The organism is Flavobacterium sp. R1_16, from assembly GCF_057652095.1.
Genome location: NZ_JBYFCG010000005.1, coordinates 55,327 through 77,084, shown reverse-complemented (window position 1 = coordinate 77,084; position 21,758 = coordinate 55,327). Strand labels below are relative to the sequence as shown.

Here is a 21,758-nt window from a genome sequence, read left to right as displayed (position 1 = left end):
AAGAAATATGAAAAAAGGAACCTTAGTTATTTCTCTAGATTTTGAACTTATTTGGGGAATATTTGATCATGCAGACATAGTTAATAAAAAGGACTACTTTGACAATACACTTGAAGTAATCCCAAAAATTTTAGATTGCTTTAATGTGAATGAAGTTAAAGCAACTTGGGCTACAGTTGGAATGCTATTTAATGAAAATTGGGAAGAGTGGCAATCGAATTGCCCATTAAATAGACCAACCTATTCAAATCTAAAACTCGACCCTTATGCCTATGGTAATACTCATAGAGATTTAGGGTTAGATCGATTTTTTTTTGCTCCCAATCTGATTAGAGAAATTCAAAATGCCACAGGGCAAGAAATAGGGACTCATACCTATTCACACTATTATTGTTTAGAGACGGGACAAAATAAAGTGCAATTTGTGGATGACTTAGATATGGCAATCAAATTAGCTAATAAGTTTGCTATTTCACTAAAGTCATTAGTTTTTCCCAGAAATCAATTCAATGAATCGTATTTAGAATGTTGTGCTGAAAGGCAAATTGTAACGGTTAGATTCAATCCAAGTGTTTGGTATTGGGATACTATGACACCACAAACATTCGCTATGAAAATTTTTCGAACAGCAGATGCCTACATTCCTATTGGTGTAAAATCATATCCTGAGAAAAGTATAAAATTAGCTATGCCTTCATGCCAACCTTCCAGTCGCTTTTTAAGACCACAACATAAAATAGGAATTATCAATTCTTTGAGGTTAAATCGAATTAAGAATGAGATTATTCAAGCAGCAAAAGCAGGTGAGATTTATCATTTATGGTGGCATCCTCATAATTTTGGAATTGATCCCGAGGGTGCAATCAAAGCTTTGAAATCAATATTGGAAGTCTACCGCTATTGTGCAGAGACTTTCGGGATGGAAAGCAAAACGATGGGAGAAATACACGATGATTTAAAGTAACTTTTAATACGTAGCAGAGAATCAAATAAATTATTTTGATTAAAATTTACAGTACTAGTTTATTTTCAATTATAAAGAAACAATGGATGGCTATTCTTTTTATCTATCATTGTTTTTTTATTTATGTGGCATACAAGGTGAGAATCAACCGCGGAATATCGGATTCTCTTTTTTATTGGGCTAAGACTTTTGATATTAATACATATTCTTGGATTTCCTTTGCTGATGTGGGAACATCTTTCATACTGTTTTTGAATTATCCTTTTATAAAATTTGGGTTTCCTTTTTGGTTTGGTTTCATATTGTATGGAGTGATTGGTTTTTTAGGAATTCTTATTTATATCAAATGGATTGATTTAGTATTTGGAAAACAATTTCTCTTGATGGGTGTAAATATTCTTCCCATTTTTTATTTTTTGCCTAATATGCATTTCTGGACATCTGGCTTAGGGAAAGAACCTTTAATTTTTTTTGGTATAGCTTCTGTTTTTTGTGCCCTATCTTCTGGAAATTTCAAATCGGTTAGTTTCATTATTGGGAGTTTGTTAATTCTTGCAATACGACCTCATGTGGCCATGATATTGCTTTCAACAATAATTATAGTTTATATTTTTAGGAAAGATGTTTCAATTAAAAGACGAATTGTTGTAGCTGCAATCAGCGGAATATTGATTTTAAGCCTTGTGTACATTGTTTTTCAAATGACTCAAATTCGATATTGGAATTGGGAACGAATAAATTATTTTAATGAGTATTCCATTTTATCCTTTCGCTATTCAGGTTCTTATGTTCCTATGTTAGAATACAATTGGTTTTACAAATTGTTTTCGTTCTATTTCAGACCATTGTTTTATGATATTGATTCTCTACTTGGCATTTTGGTAAGTTTTGAAAATGGGTTAATTCTTTTTATACATTGCATTGCTCTTTTTTTTATACTGCAATTCAAGAGTGTTATTTATTCCGAATGGGTAAAATATGTTCTTAGTTTTACACTAATTTGTGGTTTAATTTATGTGCAGCGTTATGCTAATCTTGGAATTTTTATAAGAACCAAAATGATGTTTCAACCTTTTACGATAATTGCTTTACTGTTTATTATCAAACAAGGAATTTCATGTAATAAGGCTAAAATTTTATGAAACAAAAAATTATCAGGATTACGACAGTGCCTATTTCTCTGGAAAAATTGCTTTCAGGTCAATTGCAGTTTATGAGTTCGTTTTATGATGTTATAGCCGTTTCCTCAGAAAAAGAAAATTTAGAAAGATTAGGCAAGAAGCAAGGACTAGATATTTTTCCGTTAGAAATGACAAGAAAAATAACGCCTTTAAAAGATGCTTTTGCTGTAATCAAACTTTATTTTTTCTTAAAAAAAACAAAACCGTTTATAGTGCATTCACATACTCCAAAAGCTGGAATTGTAGGGATGCTAGCGGCAAAATTAGCTGGAGTTCCGCATCGATTACATACAGTTGCTGGATTACCTCTCATGGAAGTTATTGGTACGAAGAGAAAAGTATTAGACATTGTCGAAAAATTCACTTATAGCTGTGCTACAATGGTGTATCCTAATTCTTTTGGGCTAAAAAACATAATTTTAGACCATAATTTTTGTCATTCTAATAAATTAAAAGTTTTGGCTAACGGAAGTTCTAACGGTATAGATACTTCTTTTTTTAATCCAGAACGGTATTCAGAAGAGCAAAATTCAAAATTAAAGAACGAACTAGGAATCCAAAGAGATGATTTTGTATTTATTTTTGTCGGAAGGTTAGTTAAAGATAAAGGAATCAACGAAATGGTTGTTGCCTTTGAGCTTTTACAAAAAGAAAATAGTAAAGTAAAATTACTTCTGATTGGAGATTATGAAAACGATTTGGATCCACTTAATTCTCAAACAGTCGAAAGTATAAATGACAATCCATCAATTATAGCTGCTGGTTTCAAAAATGACGTTAGACCTTATTTAGCCGTAGCTAATGTTCTTGTTTTTCCCAGTTATCGCGAAGGTTTTCCAAATGTTGTCATGCAGGCAGGAGCCATGAGCTTGCCAAGTATTGTTTCTGATATTAATGGATGTAACGAAATAATAATTGAGAAAGAGAACGGTTTGATTATCCCAGTAAAAGATGAGATTGCCATACTATCAGCCATGAAAACAGTTGTTGCAAATTCTTCTTTAACAACCAAAATGAAAGAAAATTCAAGAAAAATGATTGTTTCTCGCTACGAACAAAAAGTGGTTTGGGAAGCTATTTTATCAGAATATCGTACTTTTGACCCCGACTTTAAGTTAGAGTAGTAAGATTAAAAACAATATATAGATTTATGTATCAATCCTTAATAAAGCCAATATTCGACTTTCTTTCTGCATTTTTTGGTTTTCTATTGTTATCACCTATCTTTTTAATAGTCTCTGGATTATTGTTTATCGCTAATGATGGGAAACCTTTTTTCTTTCAGCTTCGTCCAGGTAAAAATGGAAAAATTTTCAAAATTATCAAGTTTAAAACGATGAATGATAAGAAAGATAAAGAAGGCAATCTACTTTCTGATGCTGAAAGGCTTACTAAAGTTGGTTCCTTTGTTCGAAAAACGTCTTTGGATGAAATTCCGCAATTACTTAATGTTATAAAAGGCGATATGAGTATAATTGGTCCAAGACCTTTACTCCCTGACTATTTACATTTGTACAATGATTTTCAAAAAAGGCGTCATGAGGTTAAGCCAGGAATTACAGGGTGGGCTCAAGTTAATGGTCGTAATGCAATTTCTTGGGATGAAAAATTTCTATTAGATGTTTGGTATGTAGATCATATTTCTTTTATCTTAGATTTTAAAATAATATTTAGAACCATACAAAAAGTATTAATCAGTGAAGGTATTAATGCTGCTAATGCTGCAACCATAGAACCATTTACAGGAGGCAAAATTAAATAATAAATTAAATTTTTGATAATGAAAAACATTGTTATTATTGGAGCTGGAGGCTTCGGAAGGGAAGTAAAGATTATAATTGACGATATTAATAAGGTAAATTCTGAATATAATTTTTTAGGATTTTATGATGACAATATTAATAAAGATATAATGGTGAATGGTTTTCCAATTTTGGGAACTATTAATGATTTGAATAATTTAAAGGAAGAAACATTTGTAGCTTTTGGTATTGGTGAGCCTAAGACTAAAATGAATCTTGTCAACTTACTTAATAATAAGAATCTTCAGTTTCCAACTTTAATACACCCCTCTTCTATTATAAGTAATGATGAGGTATATATAGGAAAAGGAACTATTATTTGTGCTGGAACTATAATTACTTGTAATATTCAAATTCAAGATTTTGTAACCATAAATTTAATGTGCACTGTAGGACATGATACTTTAATTAAAGAATATTGTTCATTCATGCCTTCAGTAAATATTTCAGGAGAGGTTGAAGTTCAGGAATGTGTTTACGTTGGAACGGGAGCAAAAATAATTAACAGATTACAGATTGGTAAGAATACGATTGTAGGAGCTGGAGCTGTTGTTTCAAAAAGTTTACCAGAAAACTGTACGGCGGTAGGTATTCCTGCTAAGCCAATAAAATTCCACGAAAATGATTAATCAGAAAATTTGGCTTTCATCACCCCACATGGGAGGGAATGAACAAAAGTATGTCCAAGAAGCATTTGATGCTAATTGGGTTGCACCATTGGGTCCGAATGTAACAGGTTTTGAACAAGATTTAGAACAATACATAAAAGAAGATAAATATGTTGCTGCATTAAGTTCAGGAACTTCAGCCATTCATCTTGCATTAATTTTATTAGGGATTAAAGCAGGAGACGAGGTAATTTGTCAGAGCTTTACATTTTCTGCTTCTGCAAATCCAATATTATATCAAGGTGCTACACCAATATTTGTAGATAGTGAACCAGAAACGTGGAATATTTGCCCGACAGCTTTAGAGAAAGCTATCAAAGACAGAATTACAAAGGGAACGAAACCAAAAGCAATTATTGCAGTTCATTTGTATGGTATGCCATTTAAGGTTGACGAGGTTAAAGCTCTTGCTTATCAATATGAGATTCCAATTATAGAAGACAGTGCAGAAGGTTTAGGAAGTTCCTACAAAGGAAAAAGATGCGGAACTTTCGGAGAAATTGGTATTTTATCGTTTAATGGCAACAAAATAATAACAACATCTGGAGGAGGAGCTTTAGTGGCATCAACTAAAGAAATAAAAGATAAGGCCGTTTTTTTTGCAACACAATCAAGGGATGATGCTCCCCATTATCAGCATTCTGAAATAGGTTACAATTATAGGTTGAGTAATATTTGCGCAGGTATTGGCAGAGGGCAAATGGAAGTTTTAGATAAGCATATTGCATTAAGAAGAAAAATGCATGATTTTTATATGAATTATTTTGAAAATATTGATGGAGTAATTGTCTTTCATGAACCCAGTGCTGATTATTATTCAAATCATTGGTTAAGCGCAATTCTTATTGATTCTTCTAAGACAAATGGGAAAAAAAGAGAAGATTTAAGGTTGGCTCTAGAAAAGGAAAATATTGAATCTCGACCTCTCTGGAAACCCATGCATTTGCAGCCAGTTTTTCAAAAATATCCTTATTATGGGGGTAAAATAGCACAACAATTATTTGAAGATGGATTATGTTTGCCATCGGGGTCTAATCTAATAGAAAATGATAGAGAGAGAATTTCTAGAGTTTTTAATGTTTTTTTTAATAGATGATTTAATTAATTAATTATAATGTTTAATTTTAGCTAAATTTAAATCTTTGAACAATATTACTAAATATAATTCTTTTTTAGGAATAACAAAAGAAAACTTTTTTAAAAAAAGATTCCATAATTTTGGTTACTTACCAAGATGGATTATTTTTGTTATTGACGTAGCTATTGTGTGTTTTTCTGTAATAATAACGCACTTTATAATAACTAGTCTTAATGTGAAATTTTATGATGATCGAAATTTTATACAAAGTTACTCTGTAATTGTTATTATAAATGCTTTACTTTTTTTAATGTACAGAACTTATGCGGGAATAATTAGGCATTCAACTTTTATAGATGGGGTAAAATTATTAGTATCTACAACCACTTCGTATGTGGTTTTATTGATTATCAATTATTCTTGGTTTTTAATTTTTGACAGTAAGATTTTTTTAACTACAGGCTTGTTAATTGGTTATATCATTTCGTTTATACTTCTATTTTTATTTCGAATTTTAGTTAAGTATTTTTTTGAGCGATATATGAATTTCGAAGATAAAAAAAAGCTCACTAATGCTATTATTTATGGGGCTGATGCAAACGCTATTTCTGTAGCAAATGCATTGAGAACTGAGAAGCCTAGACGTTTTAAATTACTTGGATTTATAGATAAATTCAACAATAATAAAACGGGAAAAAGTATTTTAAATCTCCCTATTTTAAACCAAAATAAAAACATTCATGTCATATTGAGAGCAATGAAAGCTGATGCTTTAATAATTGCCGAGAAAAGTTTAAGTAAAGAAGAAACTATAGCTATTGTAGAAGAGTGTTTGGAATATAATTTTAAAGTATATTCTGTTCCTTTAATAACGGATTGGAAAGATGAAAAACAAATTTCGAATAAAGTTAAAAGTTTTGAGATAGAGGATTTACTTGAACGTAAGCCTATAGTTTTAGATACCAAAACCATTTCATCTCAGATTAATGAAAAGACAATATTAATTACTGGAGCAGCTGGTTCAATTGGAAGTGAAATTACGAGACAAATTTTAAGTTTCAAACCTTATAAAATTATTATTTTAGATCAAGCAGAAACGCCTTTACATAGTTTGAGCCTTGAGGTAGATACTTTAGGTAATAAAGTAAAAATTCGATCTGTGCTTGTAGATGTGAGAAATTTAAAAGCACTAGAAAAAGTATTTGTTAAATATAGACCTGATATAGTATATCACGCGGCAGCATATAAACATGTGCCTATGATGGAAGAAAATCCTTCACAAGCAGTTTATACTAATGTTCTAGGTACAAAAAATTTAGCAGATTTATCAGTTAAGTATAATGTAGAACGTTTTGTTATGGTTTCTACAGATAAAGCGGTTAACCCTAGTAGTGTGATGGGAGCGAGTAAGCGTATTGCTGAAAAATACGTGCAAACACTTCAGGATAAACTAAACAAGGATTTAGATAATGTTAATACTAAATTTATTACAACTCGTTTTGGTAATGTTCTGGGTTCAAATGGTTCGATAGTACCATTATTTGCAAAACAGATCCAAGAAGGCGGACCAATAACCATAACTCACCCTGAGATCATACGTTATTTTATGACCATACCGGAAGCTTGTCAACTAGTGTTAGAAGCAGGAACTATGGGAAATGGAGGAGAAATTTACATTTTTGACATGGGGCAACCAGTTAGAATTTTAGATTTAGCTAAAAAAATGATACGATTAGCTGGATTTACTCCTGACAGGGAAATAGAGATAAAAATTATAGGTTTGAGGCCAGGAGAGAAACTTTTTGAAGAGTTATTGAATGATACATCCAAAACTTTGCCGACACACAATGAGAAAATAATGATTGCACAAGAAATGCATGATGAATATGATATGATTAATAATAATATTGAGTCATTATTAGATAAGATTCAATTATTTTCAGATGAGGAGGTAGTAATTGAAATGAAAAAATTAGTTCCTGAATTTAGAAGTATGAATTCTAGATTCGTTGCTTTTGATTTAGATGTAAATTTATAATCATCAGCTGTTTTAAATTAGTATATTTGCCTCGATTATTGAAAAATATTTATTCATAAAATAAAATTAGTCGATGTTTTTAGACAATATGAAAAATTACAAACGAGCATTCATTTTTTTGTCTAGCAAGTTAATATTTATGTTTCTATGCATGATATTGATTTTGCAATCTTGTGCCACAAGAAAAGAAGTAGAGTATTTTAACGATATTAAGATTGGTTCTCAAGATAAAATAATCTACTATCAAAATAAAATTCAGATAAATGATATCTTGAGCATTAGAGTAGGGGAATTGCTTCCAGAAGTTGTAGAGCCATTTAACAATTATATCACTACTTTAGAATCAGCTCAACTTAATGGATATCTTGTCTCTTATGAGGGGAATATAGTTTTTCCAAGATTAGGAACAATTTCAGTTGCTGGTAAAACAACGATTGAAGTTGAGACAATAATAAATAAACTTCTTATCGATAAAGAGTTAATTAAAAATCCTGTAGTTAGTGTCAGAATAATAAATAGTAGAGTTACCGTTTTAGGTCCCGCAGGAAATAGCTCAATTGGAGCAACAATACCTTTTGGTGGAAATAATACATTGACAATACTGCAAGCAATTGGCAACATTGCGCCTACTGGTATAAAAAATGATATTGTTTTGATTAGAGAAGAAGATGGTGTAAGAAGGTATGTTAAATTAGATATAACTAAAATAGATTTAATAAATAGTCCTTATTATTATTTAAAACAAAATGATGTTATATATATAAAACCAACTGGTCCAGCTGTTTTGCAATCTGGATGGTTAACCAGTATTGGAGTTATTTTGGGGGTATTTAGTTCTGCTTTGGCTTTGTATATATTACTAACTAGGTAAAATTTAATCATGGATAATTTTGAATTTGAAAATCAAACCAATTCTAGTAATTTTGATATATTAGCAGAGATTAATAAATATTTAAGGTATTGGTATTTATTTGTAATTTCTATACTTCTTTTTTTCATAATCGCAAAGATATATCTTAGATATACAACACCGATTTATGAGTCATATTCTGAAATCAAAATATTAGATAATTCCACTTCTGCTTTCAAATTACCAGATAACATGATTCCAATTTTTGGAAGTAAAAGTAGTAAGCGAAGTTTAGATAATGAAATTGAAATGATCAAGTCTTACCAGTTAATGGAAAGAGTGGTTAAAAACCTTGATTTGACGACATGTTATTATAGAGTAGGATATTTTACAACTAAAGAGCTTTGGAAAAATGAGCCATTTACTATAAAGTGGTTAAAATCTTCAAACCAATTATTAACCAAATCTCTCAGATTCGAAATTGAAATTGTTGAAGGAGGTTATGAAATTGTCGATGATAATGAAAAAAATAAGTTTGGGGTTATTGGATTTAATTCAGTTCATGTTAATTCAGGAATTCCATTCAAAATTTCACCTAGATTGGGATTAAATCCAAATAGTCTTATTGGAAAAAAGTTTGCTTTTGAGTTATTACCATTACGTCAAACAACTTTAAGTTTATGTAATAGGATTAATATTAAAACTGTAGCCAATCAAAGTGATATATTAGGCCTTTCATTAACAGGCACAAATACGGCTAAAATTGAAGCGACATTAAATGAGATTGTCAAACAGTTTGATCTTGATGGTATAAAGGATAGACAATTAGTGTCACAAAGAACAATAGATTTTGTAAATAACAGATTTAATTTTTTAGGAAGACAATTGGATTCTATAGAGAATGATAAAGAGAAGTATAAACGTGAAAATGGATTGACAAATGTAGATACAGATATAGAGTCTGCAGCTAAAAATATTGAAACTTCAAAAACAGTTATTAGTGATATAGAAAATCAAATAGAGTTAGCAAAATATATAGAGAAATCTCTCAAAAACCACAATAAATTTGAATCCTTCCCACTTGAAATAGGTATTTCAAATGGATTAATGAATCAGTTATTTTCAAACTATAATTTACTTGTTTTTGAACGAGAAAAGTTGCTGTTTAGTGCTGGAGAAAACAATCCAAAAATAAAAATAATTAACGAACAGCTAGATATATTAAAAAAAGATATGTTTAAAGCTATTAAGAATTACCAACAGGAGTTGGAATCTTCGCTAGTTAAGAATAATTATTTATACAAACAATATACAGATAAATTCAATAAAATTCCCTTATATGAAAAATTTATCAGAAGTATTGAACGTCAACAAGGGATTAAAGAATCTCTTTACATTCTATTACTCCAAAAGAGAGAAGAGGCTGCAATTAATGTAGCAGTAACTGGGCCATCAATAAAAGTTGTTGATTATGCCTCATCAAATATAAATGCAATTTCGCCTAAAAAAGATTTAATTTATATGGGGTCTTTAGTTGTCGGGTTATTAGTGCCGTTTTTATTTGTATTTGTTAAAAATTTGTTAGATAATAAAATTCATAACAAACAAGAGTTATCAAGAATTGTTGGCGATATTCCAATCGTTTCCGAAGTTCCATTTATTGGAGATGATTTAAAAGTTATGTTAGATAATGATAGGTCTGTGTTAGCAGAATCTTTCAGAATTTTGAGAACAAATATAGGATATTTACTACCATTACAAGTTGATAAGGTTGCTCCAGTTTTATTTATAACTTCAACAATAAAAGGCGAAGGAAAGACATTTACATCCATTAATTTAGGCATGGCTTTTGCTACTTTAGGAAAAAGAGTTTTGGTTATTGGAGCAGATTTGAGAAATCCGCAATTTCATAATTATACTAGTTTAGATAAAGAATATATTGGTTTATCTAATTATTTATACGATTCTTCAGTAGATTGGAGGACTTTAACAGTAAAGAATCAATTTGATACTTCAAATTTAGAATTAATTTTTTCTGGAATAATACCTCCAAATCCCGCAGAGCTTCTCTCGAATGGGCGTATGGAGATATTACTTAATGAAGCTAGAAAAGAATATGATTACATAGTAATCGATACTGCTCCTACACTTTTAGTTACCGATGCACTTACAATTTCTAAATATGCGGATGTTACTTTATTTGTAGTTCGAGCTGATTTTACTGAAAAAAAATTAATTCAATATTCTTTAGAATTAAAACAAAAAGATAAATTAAAAAACTTAGCATTTGTTTTAAATAATGTAGGAGTCAATGTCGGGTACCGCTATAAGTATGGTTATGGTTATGGTTATGGTTATGGCTATGGAGAGGATATTCAGAAAAAATCTTTTAGAGATTTTTTTAATGTCTAAAATATAATTTTTATTCCTTACTCTGCAATTGATTGCTTTATAGATTGTACAATTTCAAAAGAAAATGGATATTCAAACTTTCTAGCAAAGAAAGAACTAGTCTCAACTATTTTTTCATAATCTGTATGGTCAAGATTTGCGGGATTATTTCCATTTCTAGTTTTCCAATCAATATATCTCAAGTTATCATTGGCAACTTTAATGCTAAAATTTGAATTCATTATAATTGTTTGAAAATATATTTCTTCTGAACACAAAGTATATTTGAATCTATTTAATATTGATTTGTTTTCTTTTGTATATTCATTAACATATTTTAAACATTCTCTTGTTAGGCTCCACCAAGTTGAACCTCCATATAGTTTTGGCATTTTTTTTGAAATGGATCTTTTTATTCTGAGTTTTTTTTGTAATTGAATAAAAATATTTATAAGTTTTTTTTGTTTAGGATTTTTTGAATTTAACAAATCAAATAGATTATAGTATTCTATTCTATCCATATTTCCGTTATCAGCATAACCTATTTTTGGCATGTTGAAATAATCAATGTATTCTTTGTCATTGTTTTTAAAAAATTCAATAAAATGAGATTTTTTTTTAATTGGAAAATCATGACCACTAATAAGATGAAAATAATAAATATTTGGATTTTTAAGTGCTTCATTTATCAAAAAGAGTATGCTTTTTAAATGGTTAAAGCCCCCCCAATTTACTTTATATTTTTGCGATAAAAGAATGACATTATTCGATTTTTTTAAATTTTCAAACTCAAAGTTAGATACTTTACTTTTTTTATCTATGTGAATGTATATGTCAAAATTATCATCAAAAAAATTAATTATTTCTTCAAGATGATTATAGTTTTTGTAAGCAGTTATAAGGATTGCTTGTTTGGGATTGTTTTTTATGCTTTCCATTTTAAGATTTAATTATTTTGACATTTATTTTGACGATTAAATGTATTTTTAAGTAAAAGAATAATCATTATTCAAATTTAGTGAAAAATATTACAAAGTTAAAGGGTTAAAAACAATATTAAGTTTTGATATTGATATGTTATTTATTTTTCATTTATATTAATTAAATTGCAAAAAAAGAATTATTTTCAACGGCTTCCTTAATAGACGATAAGTCTTTAAGAAGAATTTTTTTAGAGAAACCATTTATATGATTCGAATGATGTATATCTGAACCGACAAAATCAATCATTCCCTTTTTTAACAATTGCTCTGCTGTTTTTGCAACTTCAATTCCATAATATCCAATAATAGATAGCAAGTTAATTTGAAATAGACATCCAGAATATTTAAGTTTTTGATAGTCATTAAAATTATGATGAAAAAAGGAATATCTTTCTGGATGTGCAAGTATTGGTTTATAACCCGCTACTTGTAAATCAAAAATAATATCATACAATTGTATTGGAGGATTTATGTATGAGATCTCAACTAGCACATAATTTTCTTTTAAAGTTAACAAACCTTCATTTTGAAAAAGAGTAACAAAATTGGCATCCATCATATATTCTGCGGCTGCTTTAATTGGGAAACTAATATTTTTACTTTTTAATTCTGTTTGGGTAGTATCTAAGTTTAATTCGATTTTTTTTCTTGAATTTTCCCAAACATTTTCCATTACATGAGGAGTTGTAATACATTGTTTAAAACCCATTTTTTCAATCTCAGAAATTAAAAAAACAGTATCATCAATGTTTTGGGCTCCATCATCAATTCCTGGGAGAAGATGAGAATGTATATCGATAAAATTATCGGGAATTATATCTTTGAGAATTGGTTTTGGTTTAAAAAATGGTAGCATGTGACAAAAGTAAAGAAAAGTTAGTATTTGATAACACAGCTTTAGTCTAATTCTATTTTTATTGTAAATTTCAAAATTTTACAAAATATAATATTAATTCTTTTTCAATCAGCTATTAATTTTATTGGGTATTAGCTAAAATTAGTATCTTTGGACGATGAGTTGTTCGAAGTAAACGTTAATAGTATTCAATATTTTTTATTTCAGACGTCATTTTAAGATTACAATATAAATCAATGAGTTACACAGAAGATTTCGATGAAGACTGGTTATTTGAAATAAAGCCAAAAAGTAATTTTTTTGAACTCAATTTTAAAGAGATTTGGCGGTATAGAGATTTGATGTTTCTTTTTGTAAAAAGAGATATTGTAACTGTTTATAAACAAACTATTTTAGGGCCACTTTGGTATCTCATTCAGCCATTATTTACATCAATTATTTTCACATTATTATTTAATAATGTCGCAGGAATTACTACAGGAACTATTCCTCCTTTTTTGTTTAATTTAGCTGGAATAATCGTTTGGAACTATTTTACTTCTTGTCTTAATGATACATCAGATACTTTCAAAAAAAACGCATCTCTATTTGGAAAAGTTTATTTTCCAAGAGTAATAATGCCAATATCAATAGTGATATCTAATCTGTTAAAATTTCTGATTCAATTTCTTATTTTCATTGCATTTTACATTTTTTATTACATTAAGGGAGTCACTTTAAGTGTTAATGAATACATTTTTCTTTTTCCAATCCTTATACTCATGATGGGGATTTTAGGTTTAGGTTTAGGCATGATAATCTCCTCTTTAGTAACCAAGTATAGAGATTTTAGTTATTTAGTAAGTTTTGGAGTGCAGTTGCTTATGTACATATCTGCAGTAATGTATCCAATAGAGTTAATTGTTACTAAGATTCCAAGTTATTCGTGGTTGGTAAAGTACAATCCTTTGGCTTATGTCATTGAATCTGCTAGATTTATGTTATTAAACGTTGGAGATATAACATTTTTGGGATTAGCTTACACATTTGTGGTAACTGTTTTTGTTTTTTTTATCGGGTTACTAATTTTTAATAAAACTGAAAAAAGCTTTATAGACACCGTCTAAAGTTATAACTAGTTTAAGTGCTCAGTTAGTTGTTGCAAATGAATAAAAATATCATATTAAAAGTTGAAAATATTTCTAAACAATACCGTTTGGGTCAGGTGGGTACTGGCACATTGAGTCATGATTTAAATCGATGGTGGCATAGGATTAGAGGCAAACAAGATCCTTATTTGAAGATTGGAGAGGTTAATGATAGGAGCAAAAAAGGAATTAGCGACTACGTTTGGGCATTACAAGATATTAATTTTGAAGTAAAGCCTGGAGAAGTTCTGGGTATAATAGGCAAAAATGGAGCTGGAAAATCTACATTATTAAAAATTTTATCAAGAGTTACGGCTCCTTCAACAGGAGGTGTTAAGACTAAAGGTAGGATAGCCTCATTGTTAGAAGTTGGGACTGGTTTTCATCCAGAATTGACAGGTAGAGAAAATATATATCTAAATGGTGCGATTCTGGGTATGAGTAAAAAAGAGATTTCTTTAAAATTGGACGAGATTATAAATTTTTCTGGAGTAGAACGCTATATAGATACACCTGTAAAGCGTTATTCCTCTGGGATGTATGTTCGTTTAGCATTTGCTGTCGCAGCACACCTTGAAAGCGAGATTTTGATTGTTGATGAGGTTCTCTCTGTAGGAGATGCTGAATTTCAAAAAAAATGCCTAAGCAAAATGGGAGACATTAGCAAAGGAGAAGGTAGGACAGTGTTATTTGTTAGTCATAATATGCCAAGTGTAAGAAGCTTGTGCAGTAGAGGAATTTTACTAGAACATGGAAAAATAATTAAAGATGATACTATCGATGAAATAATTACAAAATACATGACTAATGATGAAATTTCATTTTTTGAGTATGAAAATGATGAATGTGGTTTGAGAAGTTTTGAATTATTTAATTCTAAAGGACTTCAAAGCATTAATATTTCAAATGGGGAAGATTTAACCATGATTTTAAGTTTGGAAGTAAAAAAAGAGAACCCAGATTTTGGTTTTTGCATTGCCATTTATAATGAATATGATGAACTGATAACAGCAATCAATTCGTATCATATTAATGAAAAAATAGCAAACCTAAAATGTGGGAATCATAGTTTAAAAGTTGTATTACCGAAATATATATTAAATACAGGTTTGTATACTGTAAATTTTCACTTTAATAGTATTGGCGGTATAATTTATAAAAAAATGGAAAGAATAATTACTTTCAATGTTTATGACGATGGTTATAGAAGAGGTAATAGATATAGTGGATTTTGGCCAGGAAAAGTAAGTTTAGTTCCAAATATTTATATTAATGAGAATTCGTAAATCAAAAAAGCATACCAAAGAAATTGTAGCAAAATATTTTGGGAAAAGAATTTATTTTGGACCGTTCTCAGGATTAAAAATTCCTGACGTAGTATTAAATGCACTTTCAATAACTGAAATTTTGGGGTTTTATGAATCCTGTTTGCATTTTGTTTTTTCAGATTTGTTGAATAGGAAAATAAAAAATGTAATAATTATTGGTGGAAATAATGGATATTATTCAGCAGGGTTGAGTAACTTATTTAATCCAGAAAGCCTATTAATTTACGAAACGGTACAAGATTTACATCCAAGAATAGCTTCTTGGTTCAAAGAGAATAGTTTGTCAAACTACAAAATTTTAGGTGAGGCAACTCCAGATGAATTTAAAAAAATTGATAGGAAAATAGATTTTTTATTGATGGATTGCGAAGGTTTTGAAAAAACATTGCTTGATCCCGATGAGTTTGTTTGGCAAAGAAATTCTGATATAATTGTAGAATTACATCCTTTTTATAAAGATAATTTAATTAGTGATTTTACTCAAAAGTTTCATTTATCACATAATATTCAAATAGTATATGACGATTTTAATGAAAATATTAAGGTAAATCAAATCTTAGAGGGTCTAAAGTTAAATATTAATTATGACCAACATCCAAGTCATAGATGGATAAATGAAAACGGAAATAAAGTATATACAAGTGGTATATTTCTTTATTTAAAGAGAAAATCAATATGATACCTAAGATAATTCATTATTGTTGGTTTGGTAGTAAACCAAAACCTGAATTAATTGAGTATTGTATTCAATCTTGGAATAATTATTTGCCAGATTATCAAATAATTGAATGGAATGAATCTAATTTTAATCTGGATATCAATCCCTATGTAAAAGATGCATATCTAAATAAAAAATGGGCATTTGTTTCGGATTATGTAAGAGCCTATGTATTATACCATCAAGGTGGAATTTATTTAGATACTGATGTTGAAATAAAGCAAAATTTAGATATTTTCTTAATTCATGGTGCCTTTTCGGGTTTTGAGCGAATTGGATTTCCCTTTACAGCGCTCTGGGGCTCTGAAAAAGAACATTGTTGGCCTAAAAAAGTTTTAGAATATTACGATCAAAAGCATAATTTTGAACAGATTACCAATACAATAATAGTTTCGAAAATACTAATAGATGAATTTAAAGTTAATCCTGATAAAGATGAATTTCAAGAATTAGGGTTTAATATAGCCATATACCCATCTACTCATTTTTGTATAGATTTGGCTCCAAATTTTGCGGCACATCATTTTTTAGGGTCTTGGGAAGATGAAGATACATCTTACAAAAAAAACATTCACAGAATTTACTATCTAAAAAAATATCTTAATGAAATTGAAGGACAAATGATTTTAGATCAATTGTTTCAAAATGAAATTTTTTCAGCCAAAGAATTGTTTGAATTCTCGTTAAAAATTTTTAAAAAGAGGGTTCATCAGAAGTTTAACAGATTCTTTAGAAAAAGAAAAAAATGAGTGTAATATCAGTAATAATACCCTGCTTTAATCAGGCTAAATATCTCCAAGATGCATTACTTTCAATCTTAGAACAAGAATATGAAAATTGGGAATGTATTATTGTAAATGATGGTAGTACAGACGAAACTGAAAAAATTGCAATTCAATGGTGTAATCAGGATTCTAGATTTAAATATTTTTATAAAGAAAATGGTGGACTTAGTAGCGCAAGAAATTATGGAGTAAAAAAATCAAATTCAGAATTTATCTTAACCCTAGATTCTGATGATAAATTTGATAAAACTTTTATGAGTAAAGCACTGAAAGTTATTAATGAAGATTCAAAAATAGGAATAGTAAGTTGTTGGGGAAGAAGATTTGTAGGGGAAATATTTTATGATGTATTTAAGCCTACAGGTGGGAACTTAGAAAATTTTTTATTTGAAAATGCGGCTATTGGTAACTCTCTTTTTAGAAAGAAATGTTGGAGTGAAGTTGATGGTTTTGACGAAAATATGAAAAAAGGCTATGAGGATTGGGAGTTTTATATTAGAGTTTGTAAAAATAATTGGGGCGCACATATTATTCAAGAGACTCTATTTTTTTATCGTCAACACAAAATTTCAATGCGTGTTGAAGCAATCAATAAATTTGACAAAGAAATTAGGTTTTATATTTTCACCAAGCACAAAGATTTATACATAAAGTATTTTGATCAAACTATCGAAAATTTATTATCTAATGTAGATTTAAACAAAAAGAACGAACTCAAAAGAATCAATTCTATTGATTTTAAACTTGGGAAGTTAATTTTAAAACCATTCCGATTTATAAAAAAAAGTTTTAGGTGAATCCAAAAGTATCAATAATTATGGCAACCTACAATAGAGCACATTATATTGTAGAGACGCTTTTATCAATTCAAAATCAAGTTTTCAAAGAATGGGAATGTCTAATTATCGATGATGGGGGTACTGATAATACAAGCGAAGTTATAAAAGGTATTTTAGAAAGTGATATTAGATTTAAATTTTTCACAAGAGACAAAAGATATAAAAAAGGATTGCCAGGTTGTCGAAATTATGGATTAGATTTGGCAAAAGGGGATTATATCATTTTTTTTGATGATGACGATATCGTGCATCCACAGAATCTAGAATTGTGCGTAAAGGAATTAACACAAAAGGGAGTCTTTTTTTGTAGATACATTAGAAGAGTCTTTTTTGATACTTTTGATTATGATTTTGATTACTCAAAATTCTATTCTTCCTTTATAATCGATAATAACGACATAGAAAAAATATTAAAAAATGAGTTGCCTTTTAATTCTTGTGCAGTAATGTGGAAGAAAGAATGTTTTGAAAATAATAGATTTATCGAAACTTTGATGTATGCAGAAGAATGGGAATTATATTCTAGAATTATTTCTTCCGGCTACAAAGGAATATCTATCGATAAATGTTTGTTTTATGGAAGAAAGCACAATAATTCGAATACGGCGGAGTTCTATAATTCCAATCCTATTAGAAGAGAATCATATGCGGAAGCTGTTTTATTAGTTGTACAAAATTTAAAAGCTAAAAAAAATCTTTCATATTCTCTAAAGCGTTATTTCATAGCAAATTCAATCAGCTTTAAGGAGTATAATTTGTTTCGTCGTATTTTGGATATTTTAAATTTATCAATTTCAGAAAAAGTGACGTGGCTTTTTTTCTACAACACGCTACCACTCAGATTGAGAATTTACAAAAGACGTAAATTAATTAAGAATAACTTATGAAAATTCTTCTTTGTTTTGGAACACGACCAGAGGCCATAAAAATGGCTCCGCTATACCATGAATTAAAGAAATCTAATTTTCAAGTAAAAGTTTGTGTCACAGCTCAGCATCGAGAAATGTTGGACCAGGTTTTGAATTTCTTTGATATAGTTCCAGATTATGATTTAGATATAATGCAGCCAAATCAAACATTAAATAGTTTGAGCGCGACTATTTTATCAAAAATGGATGAAATTTTAGTAGTAGAAAAACCTAATCTAGTTCTTGTTCATGGTGACACTACAACTTCATCAATGGTGGCCTTAGCGGCATTTCATCTTGGAATTACCATTGGGCATGTTGAAGCAGGTTTGAGAACGTACAACAAAAAATCACCCTTTCCCGAAGAGCTTAATAGACAGTTAACAGGGAAATTAGCGGATATTCATTTTACTCCAACGTCGCATGCGACTCAAAATTTATTGCGAGAAGGAATAGCACAACAACATATAATTGAAACTGGAAATACAGTAATTGATGCTTTATTCTTGACAATTAAAAAAATAGAACAATCAGATTACAGTCATCCAGAGATTGAGGTGTTGAAGAATACTATTCCAACCGATAAAAAAATAATTTTAGTAACAGGTCATCGAAGAGAGAATTTTGGAGAAGGTTTTAAAAATCTATGTGAATCACTTATAGAAATTTCTGAAAGAGAAGATGTTGCGATTGTATATCCAGTTCATTTGAATCCCAATGTAAAAAAAATGGTATATGATTTATTGTCTAATAGAGACAATATTCACCTAATAGCTCCAGTTTCCTACCCCGCTTTTGTATGGTTAATGCGACAGTGCTTTTTAATAGTAACAGATTCAGGAGGTATTCAAGAAGAGGCACCATCAATAGGAAAATCAGTTATAGTGACGAGAACAGTTTCTGAAAGACCTGAAAGTGTAGCTACAGGACATTCTATTTTGGTGGGTACGGAGAAACAAAAAATCATTGATACTATTGCTCATGAGTTGGATTATTTTAAGGCAACTAAGAATGCTAAAAACCCTTATGGTGATGGTAATGCTGCTCAATTGATAGTCAATTATTTAGAAAAGACTTTACTATGAAAATTGCTGTAGTTGTAGATTCTATTAATGTTGAAGACAGTAGTGGTTCAAAAGCTAATGTGGCAATAATTAATAATTTGGCTTTGGCTGGCTTTGAAGTTTGCGTGTACCATTACACTAGGAGAAACATTCAGATAGAAGGAATTTTATGTAAAGAAATTTCGGAGATAAAATTTAGTCCATTTTATTTTTTAAGTAGATTACAAAGGGTTCTTTGGCGGAATTTTACTATTAATGTCGCTTCTTTTTTGGAGGGAATCTTTGGTTTTTCGTTTACTTTTTTTAACGATGTAAATAGTATAAAGAGAGCTTTACTAGAGATGGATTTAAAACCAGATTTAGTTTTGACTTTGAGCAAAGGAGCTAGTTTTAGGCCACATTATGCAGTGCTGAAATTGCCTCAATTTCATGATAAGTGGATGGCATACATTCACGATCCATATCCGTTTCATTGTTATCCAAGACCTTATGATTGGGTAGAATCAAGTTATAAACAAAAAGATATTTTTTTTAAAGAAGTTTCTGAAAAAGCTAGATATAGTTCTTTTCCAAGTCTGTTACTCAAAGAATGGATGGGAAGTTATTTTCCCAATTTTTTAAAGACTGGAGTAATCATTCCTCATCAAAATTTTGATTACAATACTACAAGTTGTGATGTTCCTTCTTACTTTGATGAAACTAAATTCAATTTGATTCATGCGGGAAATTTATTGCAGCAACGCTCCCCAGAAGGTTTAGTGAATGCCTTTAAATTGTTTTTAGAACAAAATCCTCTCGCTAAAAATGATGCAAGACTATTTTTTATTGGAAGAGCACATGAATTGCATTTAATTTTTTTTGAGGAAGTAATTATTCCTGAAATTTATTTTCTCAATGAGAGTGTCTCATTTGAGATAGTTTATAATTTGCAAAAAAAGGCATCTGTAAATATAATTTTAGAAGCAAAAGCGGCTGTAAGTCCATTTCTTCCGGGTAAATTTCCGCATTGCATAGAGGCAAATAAAATAATTCTTTCACTAGCCCCATACCTTAGTGAGACCAGAAGACTATTAGGTAATGACTATCCATATTGGTCTGAAGCAGATGATGTTGAAAAAATAGCTAATCGCATAGAGAGCCTCTATCAATTATGGAAACAAAATCCTAATAATTTAGTGCTTAACCGTTTTGATTTGGAAGAATATTTATCGGCAACTCATTTGAAATTTGTCATTGATGAGTTGAAAAATAATGCCTCCTAGTGTCAAATACAACAATAGCCATATTAATTTCTACTAAAAATCGAAAATCCGATTTAGAAGTCACGCTTCATAAAATTGAAAAGTTATTGAAAAGAATTGATGTGACTTGTGTAGTTTTTGATGACGGTTCTACTGATGGAACGCATGAATTTGTACAACATCATTTTCCAGATATAATTATTCACAGAAATCAAGTTTCAAAAGGGTATTTGTATTGCAGGAATCAAATGCTTAATTTGACTAATGCGGATTATGCTATTTCTTTAGATGATGACGCCCATTTTTTAACAGAAAATCCCGTTGAAATAATACAACACTATTTCAATCAGAATTTAAGATGTGCAGTTATCGCCACTCGAATTTTTTGGAGTTCTACAGATTTGAAAACGATTAAGAATAGTGATGAACCCCAAACAGTGAAAAGCTTTGTTGGCTGTGGACATGTTTGGCGAATGAAAGCTTGGCATGCTATTCCAAATTACCCTGAATGGTTCCAGTTTTATGGAGAAGAAAGTTTTGCTTCCATGCAGTTGTTGAAGCACAATTGGGAGGTTCATTATGTTCCGGAACTGCTAGTGCAACACCGAGTTGATACTATTGAAAGAGCCAAGTCTAAGGCAAATGTAGCCTTCAGATACCGCAGAGCTATTCGTGCTGATTGGTATAATTATTTTCTGTTTTTTCCCTTCAATGAAATTCCAAGAAAAATGGCTTATTCCATTTGGATGCAGTTTAAAAACAAAATATTCAAAGGAAATTTTAAAATAATTGCTCCTTTATTCTTAGCGATTATAGATTTGATTGTAGCAATTCCAAAATTGATAAAGTATAGAAATGGTCTCAGTCGTGAGGAATATGAAAAATACCTCAAATTAAACGAAGCAAAAATTTATTGGAAACCAGAAAAATAGTTATT

At 29.7% G+C, this 21,758-nt stretch carries 20 protein-coding genes; 18 read left to right on the top strand and 2 right to left on the bottom strand.

The annotated features are described in order from the left end of the window. Positions 1–7: 7 nt before the first annotated feature. The 9 genes from AC23L6_RS09455 (at position 8) to AC23L6_RS09415 (ending at position 10,993) form a co-directional block, all read left to right on the top strand. Positions 8–964 (top strand): polysaccharide deacetylase family protein, encoded by a 957-nt coding sequence (locus AC23L6_RS09455; RefSeq protein ID WP_487561928.1) that lies wholly within the window; start codon positions 8–10, stop codon positions 962–964. 35 nt (positions 965–999) lie between these two features. After that, the gene (locus AC23L6_RS09450) at positions 1,000–2,106 is read left to right on the top strand and encodes a hypothetical protein (RefSeq protein WP_487561927.1); all 1,107 of its coding nucleotides are present in this window, start codon (positions 1,000–1,002) and stop codon (positions 2,104–2,106) included. Then, a complete protein-coding gene (locus AC23L6_RS09445) occupies positions 2,103–3,269 on the top strand; it encodes a glycosyltransferase family 4 protein (RefSeq protein ID WP_487561926.1) in 1,167 nt (388 codons plus the stop codon). Before AC23L6_RS09450 ends, AC23L6_RS09445 begins: the two co-directional genes overlap by 4 nt. Before the next feature lie 26 nt (positions 3,270–3,295). Further along, the gene (locus AC23L6_RS09440; protein WP_487561925.1) at positions 3,296–3,907 is read left to right on the top strand and encodes a sugar transferase; all 612 of its coding nucleotides are present in this window, start codon (positions 3,296–3,298) and stop codon (positions 3,905–3,907) included. Positions 3,908–3,925: 18 nt separating this feature from the next. Next, positions 3,926–4,576 carry an acetyltransferase gene (locus tag AC23L6_RS09435; protein ID WP_487561924.1) on the top strand — a complete coding sequence of 217 codons (651 nt, stop codon included), beginning with the start codon at positions 3,926–3,928 and terminating at the stop codon, positions 4,574–4,576. Continuing rightward, positions 4,569–5,711 (top strand): DegT/DnrJ/EryC1/StrS family aminotransferase, encoded by a 1,143-nt coding sequence (locus tag AC23L6_RS09430; protein WP_487561923.1) that lies wholly within the window; start codon positions 4,569–4,571, stop codon positions 5,709–5,711. The genes AC23L6_RS09435 and AC23L6_RS09430 overlap by 8 nt, the downstream gene beginning before the upstream one ends. 46 nt (positions 5,712–5,757) lie before the next feature. Further along, on the top strand, positions 5,758–7,731 hold the full coding sequence (locus tag AC23L6_RS09425) for a polysaccharide biosynthesis protein (protein WP_487561922.1): 1,974 nt from the start codon (positions 5,758–5,760) through the stop codon (positions 7,729–7,731). A gap of 88 nt (positions 7,732–7,819) precedes the next feature. Beyond that, a complete protein-coding gene (locus tag AC23L6_RS09420) occupies positions 7,820–8,602 on the top strand; it encodes a polysaccharide biosynthesis/export family protein (protein ID WP_487561920.1) in 783 nt (260 codons plus the stop codon). Positions 8,603–8,611: 9 nt separating this feature from the next. Then, positions 8,612–10,993 carry a GumC family protein gene (locus AC23L6_RS09415; RefSeq protein ID WP_487561919.1) on the top strand — a complete coding sequence of 794 codons (2,382 nt, stop codon included), beginning with the start codon at positions 8,612–8,614 and terminating at the stop codon, positions 10,991–10,993. 17 nt (positions 10,994–11,010) lie between these two features. On the opposite strand, the gene AC23L6_RS09410 is transcribed toward AC23L6_RS09415, so the two are convergent. Together AC23L6_RS09410 and AC23L6_RS09405 are read right to left on the bottom strand one after the other, a co-directional pair. Beyond that, a complete protein-coding gene (locus tag AC23L6_RS09410) occupies positions 11,011–11,910 on the bottom strand; it encodes a beta-1,6-N-acetylglucosaminyltransferase (protein ID WP_487561918.1) in 900 nt (299 codons plus the stop codon). Positions 11,911–12,073: 163 nt separating this feature from the next. Beyond that, entirely contained in the window at positions 12,074–12,811 is a 738-nt protein-coding gene (locus AC23L6_RS09405) for a tyrosine-protein phosphatase (RefSeq protein ID WP_487561917.1), read from the bottom strand. Between the two features lie 236 nt (positions 12,812–13,047). Between AC23L6_RS09405 and AC23L6_RS09400 the strand changes: the two genes are divergently transcribed. Genes AC23L6_RS09400 through AC23L6_RS09360 form a run of 9 tightly spaced genes read left to right on the top strand, consistent with a single transcriptional unit; the run spans position 13,048 to position 21,753 of the window. Then, entirely contained in the window at positions 13,048–13,917 is an 870-nt protein-coding gene (locus tag AC23L6_RS09400) for an ABC transporter permease (RefSeq protein WP_487561916.1), read from the top strand. A 38-nt stretch (positions 13,918–13,955) separates the two neighbouring features. Beyond that, the gene (locus AC23L6_RS09395; protein WP_487561915.1) at positions 13,956–15,224 is read left to right on the top strand and encodes an ABC transporter ATP-binding protein; all 1,269 of its coding nucleotides are present in this window, start codon (positions 13,956–13,958) and stop codon (positions 15,222–15,224) included. Then, on the top strand, positions 15,211–15,945 hold the full coding sequence (locus AC23L6_RS09390; protein WP_487561914.1) for an FkbM family methyltransferase: 735 nt from the start codon (positions 15,211–15,213) through the stop codon (positions 15,943–15,945). The genes AC23L6_RS09395 and AC23L6_RS09390 overlap by 14 nt, the downstream gene beginning before the upstream one ends. Further along, positions 15,942–16,733, top strand: a complete 792-nt coding sequence (locus tag AC23L6_RS09385; protein ID WP_487561913.1) for a glycosyltransferase family 32 protein — start codon at positions 15,942–15,944, stop codon at positions 16,731–16,733. Before AC23L6_RS09390 ends, AC23L6_RS09385 begins: the two co-directional genes overlap by 4 nt. Next, positions 16,730–17,566 (top strand): glycosyltransferase family 2 protein, encoded by an 837-nt coding sequence (locus AC23L6_RS09380; protein ID WP_487561912.1) that lies wholly within the window; start codon positions 16,730–16,732, stop codon positions 17,564–17,566. The genes AC23L6_RS09385 and AC23L6_RS09380 overlap by 4 nt, the downstream gene beginning before the upstream one ends. After that, the gene (locus AC23L6_RS09375) at positions 17,563–18,495 is read left to right on the top strand and encodes a glycosyltransferase family 2 protein (protein ID WP_487561911.1); all 933 of its coding nucleotides are present in this window, start codon (positions 17,563–17,565) and stop codon (positions 18,493–18,495) included. The genes AC23L6_RS09380 and AC23L6_RS09375 overlap by 4 nt, the downstream gene beginning before the upstream one ends. After that, a complete protein-coding gene (wecB, locus tag AC23L6_RS09370; RefSeq protein WP_487561910.1) occupies positions 18,492–19,601 on the top strand; it encodes a non-hydrolyzing UDP-N-acetylglucosamine 2-epimerase in 1,110 nt (369 codons plus the stop codon). Before AC23L6_RS09375 ends, wecB begins: the two co-directional genes overlap by 4 nt. Continuing rightward, positions 19,598–20,842 carry a glycosyltransferase family protein gene (locus AC23L6_RS09365; protein WP_487561909.1) on the top strand — a complete coding sequence of 415 codons (1,245 nt, stop codon included), beginning with the start codon at positions 19,598–19,600 and terminating at the stop codon, positions 20,840–20,842. Before wecB ends, AC23L6_RS09365 begins: the two co-directional genes overlap by 4 nt. Further along, positions 20,842–21,753, top strand: a complete 912-nt coding sequence (locus AC23L6_RS09360) for a glycosyltransferase family 2 protein (protein ID WP_487561908.1) — start codon at positions 20,842–20,844, stop codon at positions 21,751–21,753. The genes AC23L6_RS09365 and AC23L6_RS09360 overlap by 1 nt, the downstream gene beginning before the upstream one ends. Positions 21,754–21,758: the final 5 nt, after the last annotated feature.